Raw genomic sequence first — 13,246 nt, 5'->3', positions numbered from 1 at the left:
CCCTCCTCCAAGACCGTCATGTCATTGGAAGAGAGGTTAGGCAGTGAGAGGACGGAAACCGATTGTCAGGGAGCGCAGAATTTACCGAGGAGTCTCAAATGCGCAGGAAACCCGACACATTCCCAAGCCGGGAAATCGAGCGGAAGCTCGACGGGGTGACACCGGAATGATCGCGGAAAAAGCGCGTGAAATGCGCCTGGGTGGTGAACCCGAGCGTATCCGACAGCGCACCGAAACTGATATCGCTGGTCACCGCCGCGCTCACCGCGCGCTCGATTCTGATCATGTTCAGAAAGACGCGGGGAGTAACACCTGTCGAACTTTCAAAGACGCGAAAGAAATTCGCGCGGCTCATGCCCGCGGTGTCCGCAAGGCTGTCGATATTCGTCACGCCACCGGGGTTGCGGCGCAATTCGCTGACGGCCTTGGCAACGCGCCAGTCTATGTTCTGGTTGCGCGCGGCGTCGCGCAGGCTGTCGCCGACCGAGCGCCATTCGGTGAACCGTTCGATGACCGCGATCATGAGCTCGCCAAGCTGGCTTTCATGTTCTGCTATCGCGGTGGGCGTATGCACCATGCTCGCCGCAAGATCCATGGTTTGCTTGCGGATAGCCGGTGTGATCGCATCGATCGTCTTCCCGAAGAACCCCGCACCTGCGCTCGCGGCCCAGTTGGGGCGAAACCCCGCCAGCCACGAGGGTTCGATATACAAGGCAAGAATGATCGTCCGGGGCGCATTCTGCCGGTGGACATAGGCATGCGGCGTCCAGGCGTTGATCAAAACCGCGCTGTCGTCGGTCAGGGGGGCGACCTCGTCACCAACCAGAAAGGACGTGTCCGCGCCATCGACCTTCAGCAGCACATGACAATGCGGATGGGCATGGCGCACCAGCGAGCGATCCATGTCGAGCAGGGCAACACGGCCGAATTCGCCTGTTCTGATCCGCAACGCGTCGGACATGGCCCTCCCCCGATCTCCCTCCGCTGAAGGACACTTGCGCCAAGTTGCACGAATATGCGGCAATTTGCCAACAATGCAAAGCCTGTCCTTTCGAATGGCGCCAAGCACGCCTCCCGCCCGCCTCCGCTCAAGACAGGATAGCCAGCGCCCCCGCGCCGCCGCTCTCGCCGGGCGGCGCGGACCCGTTCACCAGACGCGATCCAGAAGCGCCAGCCAGTTCTCGCCCATGACCCGCCGGATTTTCACGTCCGACCAGCCCGCGCGCTCCATCGCCGCGGTGAGATTTGGAAAATCGGCAATCGACCCTAGACCGTCGGGAAATTCGACCTCCCAGATTTCGGTCAGTTGCCGGGCATATCCCTTGTCCCGGTTCAGATATTCAAAGAACCTCGCGCCGTAGCCCATCGTGAAATCGGTGCCGAACCCCACGCGCTCCTCCCCCACGAGGTTCACGATATAGTCGATCGCGGCGACATAATCGTCGACCGTCGCACCATTGCCGGCGGCAAGGAACGGCGGGAACATCGTCACACCGACGAAACCGTCATGATCCGCGATAAAGCGCAACTGCTCGTCGGTCTTGTTGCGCGGATGTGGCTTGAGCCCCGCAGGCAGGCAATGCGAATAGGCCACGGGTTTCTTCGAGGCGCGGATAACCTCTTCCGAGGTTTTCGGGCCCACATGGCTCAGATCGCAGAGCATCCCCACGCGGTTCATCTCGGCCACCACCTCATTTCCGAAATCCGACAACCCGCTATCGGTGCTTTCGTAACACCCCGAACCGACGAGGTTCTGGGTGTTGTACGTCATCTGGACGATACCGATCCCCTGCTCCTTGAAGAGTTCGATGAACTCCAGCCGGTCCTCAAAGGCGCTGGTGTTCTGGAACCCCAGAACGATGCCGGTCTTGCCCTCGGCCTTGGCGCGCCGGATATCCGCGACGCTCCTGGCTTTCACGATCAGGTCGGCATTGTCGCGGAAATGGGCGTTCCACGCGCCAATGGCCGTCATCGTGTCGCGAAAATTCTCCCAGACCGAGCAGGTGCAGTTGGCTGCGGTAAGCCCGCCCTGCGCCATCGCCTCGAAGATCGGGCGCCCCCAGTCAGAAATGATAAGCCCGTCGAATACGATAAGATCGTCATGCAGCGTGGTCATGTGGTGGTCCTTGATTTCAGAGATAGATGTTGCGCACGATTGCGTCGTGATCGCCCGCCATGGCGCGGACATCGCCGCCATCGACGACCTGACCGTCACGCAGAACGATGAAGCGGTCGGCGGCGCGGAAGGCAAGATTGAGGTTTTGTTCGACCATCAGCATGGTCACGCCGTCTTGCTTCAGCGTGTCGATGATCCGGGCGATTTCCTCGCAGAATTGCGGCGACAGCCCGCCCGACGGCTCATCCAGCAAAAGCAGCCGTGGCCGGGACATCAATGCCCGCCCGATAGCGACCATCTGTTGTTCGCCCCCCGAAAGCGTGCGCGTCGCCTGCTTGCGGCGCTCGGCAAGACGCGGAAAACGCTCATAGACCTGCCCCAGCGTCTTGCTCAGGGTTTTGCCGCCGCGCCGCATGGCGCCAAGGCGCAGGTTGTCTTCGACGGTGAGATCGGGAAAGAGATCGCGGGCCTGGCTGACCTGCGCGATCCCAAGCGTGAAAATCCGGTGCGGCGGCAGCCCGGCAGTCTCTTCGCCATCGAAAAGAACAGAGCCCGAACTGGGCTTCACGAAGCCGCAAATGGCATTCAGCGAGGTCGACTTGCCCGAGCCGTTCGCCCCGAGAAGCGTCAGGCATTCCCCCGGCAGCACATCGTAGGACGCGCCCCGCAGGATCGGCTTCTTGCCGTATCCCACGTGCAGGTCGCGGATATTGAGAAGCGGTTCAGGAGTGTCCAAGGTAAGCCTCCAGCACGGCGCGATCTTCGCGGATTTCCTCTGGCGTGCCCTCGGCGATGCGGGCCCCCGCCGCCATCACCAGGATACGGTCGGCGGCGGCCATGACCAGTTCCACCGCATGTTCGATAAGCAGGATGCCAACCCCCTTTTCATCGGCGAGCCGATGAATGATATCCATCATCTGCGCCCGCGCGACCGGCGACAGCCCGACCGCCGGTTCGTCCAGAAGCAGCACAGGCGGATCGGAGGCGACCGTGCGCACGATTTCGACGATACGCTGCTGGCCGCCCGACAAATCCCCGGCGCGCGTATCCGCCATGTGATCCATCGACATGAGCTTGAGCAATTCGCGGGCGCGATGAATGTTCCCGGCCTCGGATTTCAGGGCCTTCGAGCGGCCCAGCAGGATATCGAGGAACGATGCCTCGGTCTGCGCGTGCAGGCCGGTCAGCACGTTCTCGAGCACCGTGAGCGCCGGGAAAAGTCCGCCGTTCTGAAAGGTCCGGCGAACGCCCTGCTCGGCGATCTCGTGTGGCGTAAGCCGCGTCAGCTCCCGGCCCCTCAGATGCACGGTGCCCGAGGTCGGGGTGACATAGCCGGAAATCGCGTTGAAAAGCGTGGACTTGCCCGCGCCGTTCGGGCCGATCACCGCGCGCACATTGCCCTCCTCCAGCGAGAATGACACGTTGTCGAGCGCCGTGAGACCCGAGAAGCGCACACTAAGCCCCTCGACTGTCAGAAGTGTGGTCATGGGGCCTCCCGATAGAAACGTTCGACGAAAATGGGCGATACGCGGCGCAGCAGGCTGGCCAGCCCCATCGGCATGGCCACGAGCACACCGGCGACAATGAGACCGAAGAACAACTCTTCCATACCCGGAAAGGCGCGCAGATATTCCGGCAAGGCCGTCAGCAGCACCGCACCCAGAACCGACCCAAGAACCGACCCGAGCCCGCCCACCAGCACCATCGCGAAGGACGCGATCAGATGCAGCATCCCGAAGCTCTCGGGAAAGACATGCCCGACATGACGCGCAAAAAGCGCACCGGCACAGCCCACGACAAAACCCGACCACATGAAGCAGATCAGGATCACCCGCGACGTGGGAATGGCCAGCGAGGCGGTGGCGATCTCGTTCTCGCGCACGGCCATGACCGCACGGCCGAACCGCGAGCGCATGAGGTTCAGCGTGGCCTTCACCAGCAACACGGTGATGATCAGGAAGATGTAGAACTTCAGCGTGTCGTCGGTCAGCGAGATGCCGAAAAACATCTCGCGCGGCATCGGCATCCCGTCGGTCCCGCCGGTGAGCGGCTTGGCATGCAGGTAGGACCATCGCAGCAACTCGCCCAGGGCAAGCGTGATGATCGCGAGATAATAGCTCCGGATGCCCCTCAGCGCGGCGGAAGAGGCAAGGAACCCGCCCAACGCCCCCAGCGCACCGGCAAACGGGATGGTCAGCAGCCACGGCACCCCCAGCTTCGCCGCGAGGATGGCCGATCCGTAGGCCCCGATTCCGAAAAAGGCCGTGTTGGCAAAGGCAAGCTGGCCCAGATTGCCGATGACAAGGGTGAAGCCCAGGGTCACCAGCACCGAAATCAGCATCCCGTTCACGATGAACTGGGTATAGGGATTGGTGCCCAGCGGCAGAAGCAGCAGGAGTGCCGGCACCATCCAGAAAATCCAGGTGCGCAGCTTGCGTTGACGGGCGGACGGCATGGTCTGGCTCATCGCGTCACACCTTCACCACGGCCTTGCGGCCAAACAGCCCCTGCGGGCGGACAAACAGCACCAGGACGATGGTCACATAGGCCGTGATCTCAATCAGCGCGGTGTCGATATAGGCCCCGGCATATTGCTCGGCGATGCCCAGCAACACACCCCCCAGCACCGCACCGCCCAGCGAGCCGAAGCCGCCCAGCGTCATGGCCGCGAACCCCTTGATCAGGAACGAGGCCCCAAGATCGGGATGCAGCAACGAAACCGGCGCCACAAGGATGCCCCCCAGCGCCCCGAGCGCCGCTCCGACACCCCAGGAAAAGTCGTTGAAACGATCCACATTGAGACCGATCAGCCGCGCGCCGCGGGCACTCTGGTAAACCGCCTGCACCATCTTGCCGAGGTCGGTCATGGCCATGAGCCCAAAGAAGACCAGCAACAGCACCAGCACCGTGCCGATGATGAAAACCGCGTCTCCGGTAATCACCAGATCGCCGAAAAAGATCGGGTCCATGTCGAACACCGGCGGCATGGGCAGCACCTCGCGCCCCCAGACCATGCGGGCAATCCCGCGCAGCACATACCCCGCCGCGATGCACATGAGCGCAAGACCGATATGCGGACCGCCCCGGATCGGACGTATGAGCCCGCGATTGAACATCACCCCCAGCACGAACATGGCGATCATGGCCAGCGCCGCCGCGGGTACAAAGGCCACCCCCGCCAGCAGGACCAGTATGTAGGACAGGAAGGCGCCCGCCATGACGAAATCGCCATGTCCGAAGTTCACCACCGTGGTCGAGCGATAGACCACCGTCAGCGACAGCGCGATGAGCGCATAGATCATGCCCTGGGAGAGACCTCCCAAAGTCAACTGCATCAACATAGTGTCTGCTCCAGAAAAAGGCCGGGCGCCGTGACACCGGCACCCGGCAGTCGGGGATCAGTAAGGTTGGCCCCAGGCCTTCAGAACCGTCGGCTCACCGTCGACGAACCCCGCCACCGCAGAGCCCTTGACGCCCTGATGGTCCTCCGGCGTCCATGTGATCGCGTCGGACAGAATGCCGGTATCGAAGTCACGCACCTGTTCGAGCGCCGCCATCAGCTTTGATCGGGTCAGATCGGGCCCGACAGCCTTCAGCGCGGCCACCAGCGCCTCGGCGGACCCGATCGACACGAAGGAGAAGGTCGAAAGCTCTTCGTCCGGATAATACTTGTGGATCATGTCGCCCCAGGGCTGCATGAGCGGACCGTCGAGATTATCGACATAGGAGTGGATCACGTAATAGTTCCTGACCGTGTCGAAATCGCCGGTGCGCTTGAGCGTATTCTCCAGATCGGTGCCCGCAGTGCCCATGACGGGGATATCCCCCATCCCGTATTTCTTGAGATCGCGCAAAAAGATCGCCGTCTCGGCCTCGTACAGCGCCGCGATGATGAAATCGGGCTTTTCCTGCCGTATCTTCTGCACCTGCGCGGTCGCGTCGGTCTGCCCGCGCTCCATCGTCAGTTCGATCGACGGCGTGACGCCGTTCTCGGTCAGATATTCCCGCGCCGGGTTCGAATAGCTGTGCGCCCAGTCGTTGGAGTGCTCGATGATCGCCACGTTCGACGTTTCGGGTTTGGAAAGAACGAAAGCGGCCATGGCACGGCCATTCGCCCGCCCGGTGGGAACGCCATGGAAGATGTTCCTGGCCAGCGGATCGGAAATCGAGTCGCTCACCGCATGCGCGACGATCCACGGCAGCCCGGCCTCTTCGATGGTCGGCCGAAGCGCCAGCGCCACGCCCGAGCAGGAATTGCCCTGCAACATGAAGACCTCGTCCTGCGAAATCAGCTTCTTGGCGGCGGCCAGCCCCTTTGCGCTGTCGCATCCGGTGTCTTCCTGAACGGCCACCAGCTTGCGCCCGTGGATACCGCCCTCTTCGTTGATTTTCTCGTAATAGGCCATCATCCCGATCATCGCCTTGCTGTAGGAAGAGGCGTTGCCGGAAAACGGCCCCATGACGCCAATGGTAATGGCATCGTCGCTCAGGCCCGTGGTTTCCCAGTCTTCGTCCTGGGCAAACAGGGGCGTTGCGGCCAGTGTTGCGGCTGCAAGTAGTGGCATAAGTCGTTTCATGGTTTTCTCCTGTTGGACTCCGGTTGTGTTGCTGCGGTCTGGCGCCGCATTCTCCAATACGTGGATATTGTATAATAAATACCGACTGACTTGTTTGTTTTTGTCTCAGCCGATCTCACGCTCACCTTTTCGTCACTCCGCCCCGAGCGGGCGGACATGGACAGCGATCACAGCCTTGAGGGCCGTGATCATTTCAAGAAAATAGGCCTCGTCCCGCCGCAACACCGCCTGAACCGCCATGCCGCGGAAAAAATTCATCGCCAGGTTCAGCGCCACGCGCGAGGAAACGACATCGGGATCGACCGCAACGAAGCTGCGCGACCAGGTGGTCTCGAATCGTTCATGAAGATCCAGAATGAGCGGCGCAAGCTGGCGCCGCAATTCATCGTCTCCACGCGCCGCGACAATGATCTCAAGCGACGCGTAAAACCAGTCGCCATTAAGCACGCCGTCCCAGACCGCATCGAAAAAGGCGTCATAGCTCAGCCGCCCCGCCCGCAACTCGCCCGCCAGCGTTTCAAGACCGCTGGCGAAGTTTCCGAACATCTCCTCGGTCGCGGCGACGATCAGGTCCATCTTGCCCGGATAATGATGCGTCTGCGCCCCACGCGACACCCCTGCCCGTTTGGCGATCACCGCCGTGCTGGTATTCGCATAGCCGACCTCCATCAGCGACTGAATCGTCGCCTCCAACAGAAGCTGGCGCGTCTTCGCACTGCGCTGGTCCTGGGTTCTGCGTGTGGTAACTGTCATGCTTCCCTCATTTACAAACAGACTGGTTTGTTTTTTTGATTCGGTCAAGAGCGCTTTATCAGGGGATGGCCCGGTGATCCCCTTCCACGCCACCCGCCCTTTTGAAACTTATAGCGTTTCTTTCTGAATACGCGACCGCCGGGGCGGATCGCCCCCGTCAAACGAACGGGACCGCGATGTCATGCGCATCACCGGCAACGCGACAGGTCAGGGCAAACGTCCCCTGCCCCGATACGCAAACCCGTTCCGCCCGCCCGCTACAGGCGGACGGAATGGCTCATGCCGCCCTTGCTCATCCCCAGAACGCATGTCGCATAGCCCGATGCGGGCTCCGAGATCGCGGCCATGAAATCACCGTGGCGCGCCGGGTCCGTGGGGATATTGTCGGCGATCACCACCGCGCTTTTGCGCAGGCGCGGCTCCAGCAGGCGCAGGACGGGCAGGTACAGATCCTTCGCCCCGTCCAGAAACAGCAGGTCGATCTCACCTTCGCCGCCCGACAGGGTCTCGCGCGCATCGCCGACCAGAATATCGGCGCTCAGCCCGGCCTCCGACAGGTTGCCGCGGGCCTTGGCGGCCTTTTCCGGGTGATATTCCGTGCCGGTGACATGGCCGCCGGTTTCCTGCGCCGCCGCCGCCAGATAGAGGGTCGAAATCCCGAAGGACGACCCGAATTCGACGATACGCCGCGCCCCGGTGGCCAGAACCTGCCCGTAAAGGAACCGGCCCTGATCGGGACGGATGGCCAGATACGAGGTTTTCATCCGCTCCGAGCTGCGGAAATCAGGCGGTGCCTGCCTGGGCGCGGAGCCTGCGCCTGCTTTGGCGCGCGCCGCCCATTGGGCGCGGGCGGCGTCGTGTTCGCGGTCAAGAACCTGTGCGAGTTTCGGGTCGGTCAGGGCTGTCATGGCGGTCTCCGGGTTGGTTACTTGGTCAGGATAACGGGACAATCCCGTTCGGGATGCGGCAGGATGCAGACCGGCTGCCGGTAAACTTCGGTGATGCGCGGCTCGGTCAGCACGTCCCAGGGCGCACCGCTCGCCACGATACTCCCGTCACGCAGCAAAACGATCTGGTCGGCATAGGCGGCGGCAAGGTTGAGATCATGCAGCACCGCCAGCACCGTGGCACCGGCCGCGGCCAGGTCTCGGGCGCGGCGCAGAACCCGCTCCTGATGGCGCAGGTCCAGCGCCGCCGTCGGCTCGTCCAGCAGGATGACCGGGGTTTCCTGCACCAGAACGCGGGCAAAGGTGGTGCGGGCCTGTTCGCCGCCCGACAGGGTTTGCGCGTTGCGCAGCGCCAGATGGGCGATTTCCGCATCCTCCATGGCCTTGCCGATCGCCGCCGCGTCCTGCTCCGGCGGAACGTCGCGAAACGCCCGCCCCATCGACACCACCTCGACCACGCGATAGCCGAACCGGATTTCCGCCCCCTGCGGAAACACCGAGCGCATCTGCGCAAGCTCGCGGATACGCATGCGTTTCACCGGCTGGCCGTTCAGTGCCACATCGCCGGTGCCGGGCATCGCATCGCCCGCGATCACCGACAAAAGCGTCGATTTCCCCGCCCCGTTGGGGCCGACCAGAACCGTCAGCGTCCCCGCGTCACAGCGCAGCGACACGTCCTGCAACACCGCCTTGCCCCCGATCCCGAGGGTGATGCCCGACACCTCGATCATGCGCCGCCTCCGCGCGGCGTTCCGCGCCAGATCATCCACAGGAAGAACGGCCCGCCGATCGAGCCCATGATCACCCCGATGGGGATTTCGTTGGGCGGATCGAGCGTGCGCGCCGTCAGGTCCGCAAGCATCAGCAAAAGCCCCCCGCCCACGGCGGCAAAGGGCAGCAACAGCCGATGGCCGGGGCCGATCATCAGGCGAATGAGATGCGGCACCACAAGGCCGACGAACCCGATCGTGCCGCTGAACGACACCGCCGCCGCCACCAGCAGGGCAGTCACGAAGATCAGCTTGCGCCGCAGGCTGCGCACATCGACGCCAAGGTGGCGCGCCTGCCGTTCTCCGAGCGCCAGCAAATCCAGCTGCCGCGCCCACAGGAACAGAAGCGTAATCCCCACCACCGCCGGCCCCACCGTGATCGAAACGGTCAGCCAGCGCGCCGAGGCCAGCGACCCCATCGACCAGAAGGTCAGGGTCATCAACTGCTCGGTAGTGGCCAGATAGGTCAGGAACCCCGCAATCGCCCCGCCAATGGCATTCACCGCGATCCCCACCAGCAGCAGGCGCGAACTGTCCGCCCCCTCCCGGCCCGGCCGCGCCAGCGCATAGATCAGGAACGTCGTGCCGACCCCGGCCACGAAGGCCCCGACCGGCAGTGTCCAGATACCCAGGGCCGAAATCTGCAACACCACCACCGCCATCGCCCCCAGCGAAGCCCCCGACGACACCCCCACGATCCCCGGATCGGCCAGCGGATTGCCGAACAGCCCCTGCATCGCCGCGCCGCAGGTCGCAAGGCTGGCGCCGACGATGATCGCCGTGGCCGAGCGCGCCAGCCGCAAATCCCAGACCACCGCGGCGTTCAGCGTTTCCTCGGGCGACAGCGCCGCGTCGCCCAGCCGCGCGCCAAGGGCCGCGAACAACTCCGGCAGGGACAGGGTCATCGGCCCCAGCGCCACCGAGGCCAGCAGCACACAGACGAACCCGAGCGCGACGGCAACGATCACTGCGGGCAGTTTGCCGTTCGGACGCGCGGCGGCGTGGCTCAGGGGCTGGCGCATTCCGCTCTCCTCACTCGGGCGCACCGAACATCCCGGCCAGCGCCTCGCTCAGCGCGCGCGTGGCGATCCCGCTCGATGCCGCGTCCGAGCGCACATGCATGTCGCGCATGACGATGATGTTCCTGTCGCGCCCCGCGGGGGTCAGCGCGATACCCGGATAGTTCTGCCAGAACCCGTCGAGATCCCCGAAGGTCTCGACCTCCGACGCCGACAGCAAAACCACGTCGGGGCGCATCATCAGCACCCCCTCGGGCGTGACCGAACGATAACGGTCCTTGCCGATTTCCGCAGCAGGGTTGAGGCCGCCGACCCGCTCGATCAGGTTTTGCACCGCCGTCCCGTCCCCCCCGACGGAAAAGCTCCCGCCCGCCCCCATCTTCGAGGCATGCAGGATACGCAGCGGCGCACCGTCCCTGCTGACCGGGCGTATACCGGCATAATCCGCCTCGATGGCCCCGATCAGACGCGCGCCGCGCGCCTCGACACCAAGGCGGCGGGCCAGCCGCTTCACTTTTTCGGTCGCGGGCAGGGTCCGGTCGATCAGGGCGGTTTCGATCCCGACCTGTTCCAGACTGTCGCGCAGCTGGTCGAAACGCACATTCGACGCGATCACCACGGCGGGGCGCATCGCGGCGATCCCCTCGACACCGGGGCGTTCGCGGAACACATGGGGAATGTCCTCGATCCCCGACAGCCCCAGAACGCGGGGCCGCGCAAGGATACGGTCGGTCGCATCCAGCGCCACCGCGATTTCCACCAGATCGGCGCCCAGCAGCACGATATCGCGCGGCCCTTCGGCCCCCGCCTCCGCCGCCCCGGCACTCACGCGCGGATGGGCCGGCGCGTCCGATATATCGACGATCTCGGCATGGGCCGGGGCCACGGCCAAGGCCGCACAAACCACGATCCGGGCGATGACGGACTGAACCAAACTGCGCATTCCTGAACCTTTCCAAAAAACGCCCCGCCAGCAAAAGGCGGGGCAAAGCATGTCGAAATCCTAGAACGACGTGGTCACCCCGACATACAGGCGGCGTCCGTCAAGCGTCTTGTTGTAGGTGTCCTGGTCGATCCGCTTGTCGAACAGGTTGTAGATCGTGGCATGGCCCTGCACCCGGTCGTTGAAATCATAGTTCAGGCCCATGTTGACCAGCGTATAAGGCGGGGTGCGCGTACCCGAGTTGCGGGCATAGCCCGAGGTATAGGCCTCGCCGCGATGGCTCGCCTCGGTCCAGAGGTTGAGCTTGGGCGTCGTCTGCCAGTCCACCCGGACATTGAACAGATGCTCGGGCACGCCGCTGAACCGCTCGCCCTTGGCCGAGCCCGAGGTGATCTCGCTGTCGGAATAGGTATAGTTCATGCCGATGTCGAAATCGCCCAGCGGGATGTCCAGCGTCGCCTCGATCCCCTGAAGGCGCGCCTTGTCGCGGTTCACGTATTGCTGAATCCACTGGCGCGTCTGGCCGTTATAGCTACAGGCCGGAGCCCCCGCGGGCGAGTCGCAGATGCGTTCCCGGTCGATCTTGTTCTTGAAATCGGTGTGATACGCGACAAGGCTGGCCTGCAACCCCGACGGCGCATCATAGACGAAGCCCAGCTCGTAGTTGAGGCTTTCCTCGGGTTCCAGGTTGGTGTTGCCCTTGTCCCAGCCCGCACCGCGCCCTGCGGGTTCGACGATGTTGTCGTCCGCCTGCTTGAGGTCCGGCACCAGATACCCGCCGCTGATACCGCCCTTCAGGGTCAGGCTCGGCGTCAGGCGGTAAACCCCGTAGATACGCGGCGTCAGGGCGTCGTCGTAATGCTCGTTATAGTCATAGCGCAGCCCCAGCGTCATCGTGAAATCCGGCGTCAGACGCCACTCGTCTTCGGCGAACAACGCATAGTGCCAGCGTTCCAGATCGGAATTGATCGACCCGGCAAAGCGCGCCGCGTCATGGCGCGTCCGCTCCAGTTTGTAATCGCCGCCGAAGGACAGCATGTGATTGTCCAGCGACATCACCGTTCTGGTGTTCAGATTGGTCTGCTCGTAACGCGAATTGAGATCGCCATTGTAGATATCCACCGTCTCCCGTGTCAGGAAGCTGGTGGTTTCGTGGCCGTCGCCCCATCTCAGGCTGTGCGTGATCGCGCCGTAATGCCGCTCGTTCTGAACCGTCCCCGTCGATCCGGGATTGTTGAACTCGGTATTCTCGAAATCCTGCCATGAGTAATTGTAATCCAGGCTCAGGTCCTGCCGGTCCGACAGCACCCAGTCCAGCCGCACACCGTGGGTGTCGCGCGTTCCGCCGGGAAAGCCGCCCTCGAACGTGTCGCCATGCCGCTTGAAGGTCTGGCCATAGAAGGTCAGGCCAAGGCCGTTTTCGGAAATCGGTCCGCTCAGGTAATAGCGCCCCTGCGCCTCGTCGCCGCTTTCCCCGCGTTCCTGCGCGGTATAGCCCAGCGTAATGCTGCCGCCCCACTCGTCGGGGACTTTCTTGGTGATGACGTTGATCACGCCCGCCGACGCCGCCGACCCATAGAGCGACGACATCGGCCCACGGATCACCTCGATCCGCTCGATGGCCGACACGGGCGGCAGAAACCCGGTTCTCTGCCCGGTGCCCCAGCCGTTATAGAACGCATCCTGCGACGCCCCGATGGGTTTGCCGTCCACCAGCATCAGGACGTAATCCTCGCCCAGCCCGCGAATGTTGATATCCTGACCGCCCAGCTTGCCGCCCTGCTCGACCGACACGCCCGCCGTCGTGCGCAACAGGTCCGTGACCGTCTCGACCGACCGGCCCTCGATGTCGCTCTGGTCGATGACGGTGATCGACGCGGGCGCATCCGTCAGTTGCTGCTCGAACCCCGCCGCCGTCAAAACCAGCGTGCCGAGATCGTGCGACTCCGCCGATTGCGTCAACCCCGCGCCGGGCAATGCGGCCATGCCAAGCGCAAGCCCGCTCGTCATGCAGGCCCGTGTGCCATATTGGTGAAACGCCGTGAAAGGTGTTTTACAGATCATCTCCTGTCCCCATATTTCAATACGCGCAAGCATCGCTCTGCACGCGTCATGTGATTG

13 protein-coding genes are annotated in these 13,246 nt (G+C 63.5%); all 13 read right to left on the bottom strand.

Going from position 1 to position 13,246, the window contains the following annotated elements:
* Window positions 1-94: 94 nt before the first annotated feature.
* Complete coding sequence (locus BUB53_RS06600; RefSeq protein ID WP_073033907.1) at window positions 95-961, bottom strand: AraC family transcriptional regulator; 867 nt, start codon at window positions 959-961, stop codon at window positions 95-97.
* 186 nt (window positions 962-1,147) lie between these two features.
* Window positions 1,148-2,116, bottom strand: coding sequence for a dipeptidase (locus tag BUB53_RS06595; RefSeq protein WP_073033906.1), 969 nt, complete (start codon window positions 2,114-2,116; stop codon window positions 1,148-1,150).
* Window positions 2,117-2,132: 16 nt separating this feature from the next.
* Window positions 2,133-2,852, bottom strand: coding sequence for an ABC transporter ATP-binding protein (locus tag BUB53_RS06590; RefSeq protein WP_073033905.1), 720 nt, complete (start codon window positions 2,850-2,852; stop codon window positions 2,133-2,135).
* Window positions 2,839-3,603: an ABC transporter ATP-binding protein gene (locus BUB53_RS06585; RefSeq protein WP_073033904.1), complete on the bottom strand. Its 765-nt coding sequence runs from the start codon at window positions 3,601-3,603 to the stop codon at window positions 2,839-2,841. Before BUB53_RS06585 ends, BUB53_RS06590 begins: the two co-directional genes overlap by 14 nt.
* The gene (locus BUB53_RS06580) at window positions 3,600-4,583 is read right to left on the bottom strand and encodes a branched-chain amino acid ABC transporter permease (RefSeq protein ID WP_073033903.1); all 984 of its coding nucleotides are present in this window, start codon (window positions 4,581-4,583) and stop codon (window positions 3,600-3,602) included. The genes BUB53_RS06585 and BUB53_RS06580 overlap by 4 nt, the downstream gene beginning before the upstream one ends.
* Before the next feature lie 4 nt (window positions 4,584-4,587).
* Complete coding sequence (locus BUB53_RS06575; protein WP_073033902.1) at window positions 4,588-5,457, bottom strand: branched-chain amino acid ABC transporter permease; 870 nt, start codon at window positions 5,455-5,457, stop codon at window positions 4,588-4,590.
* A gap of 57 nt (window positions 5,458-5,514) precedes the next feature.
* Entirely contained in the window at window positions 5,515-6,693 is a 1,179-nt protein-coding gene (locus tag BUB53_RS06570; RefSeq protein WP_073033901.1) for an ABC transporter substrate-binding protein, read from the bottom strand.
* Between the two features lie 132 nt (window positions 6,694-6,825).
* On the bottom strand, window positions 6,826-7,446 hold the full coding sequence (locus BUB53_RS06565) for a TetR/AcrR family transcriptional regulator (RefSeq protein ID WP_073034052.1): 621 nt from the start codon (window positions 7,444-7,446) through the stop codon (window positions 6,826-6,828).
* Window positions 7,447-7,703: 257 nt separating this feature from the next.
* Window positions 7,704-8,354, bottom strand: a complete 651-nt coding sequence (locus BUB53_RS06560) for an O-methyltransferase (protein ID WP_073033900.1) — start codon at window positions 8,352-8,354, stop codon at window positions 7,704-7,706.
* Between the two features lie 17 nt (window positions 8,355-8,371).
* Window positions 8,372-9,124 carry a heme ABC transporter ATP-binding protein gene (locus BUB53_RS06555; RefSeq protein WP_073033899.1) on the bottom strand — a complete coding sequence of 251 codons (753 nt, stop codon included), beginning with the start codon at window positions 9,122-9,124 and terminating at the stop codon, window positions 8,372-8,374.
* Entirely contained in the window at window positions 9,121-10,185 is a 1,065-nt protein-coding gene (locus BUB53_RS06550; protein WP_073033898.1) for a FecCD family ABC transporter permease, read from the bottom strand. Before BUB53_RS06550 ends, BUB53_RS06555 begins: the two co-directional genes overlap by 4 nt.
* A 10-nt stretch (window positions 10,186-10,195) precedes the next feature.
* A complete protein-coding gene (locus tag BUB53_RS06545) occupies window positions 10,196-11,125 on the bottom strand; it encodes an ABC transporter substrate-binding protein (RefSeq protein WP_073033897.1) in 930 nt (309 codons plus the stop codon).
* Window positions 11,126-11,185: 60 nt separating this feature from the next.
* Window positions 11,186-13,135, bottom strand: a complete 1,950-nt coding sequence (locus tag BUB53_RS06540; RefSeq protein ID WP_073034051.1) for a TonB-dependent receptor domain-containing protein — start codon at window positions 13,133-13,135, stop codon at window positions 11,186-11,188.
* Window positions 13,136-13,246 lie beyond the last annotated feature (111 nt).

The sequence above is a fragment of the Roseovarius pacificus genome (genome assembly GCF_900142665.1).
GTDB lineage: Bacteria > Pseudomonadota > Alphaproteobacteria > Rhodobacterales > Rhodobacteraceae > Roseovarius > Roseovarius pacificus.
This window is presented reverse-complemented; position numbering and strand designations above follow the sequence as displayed.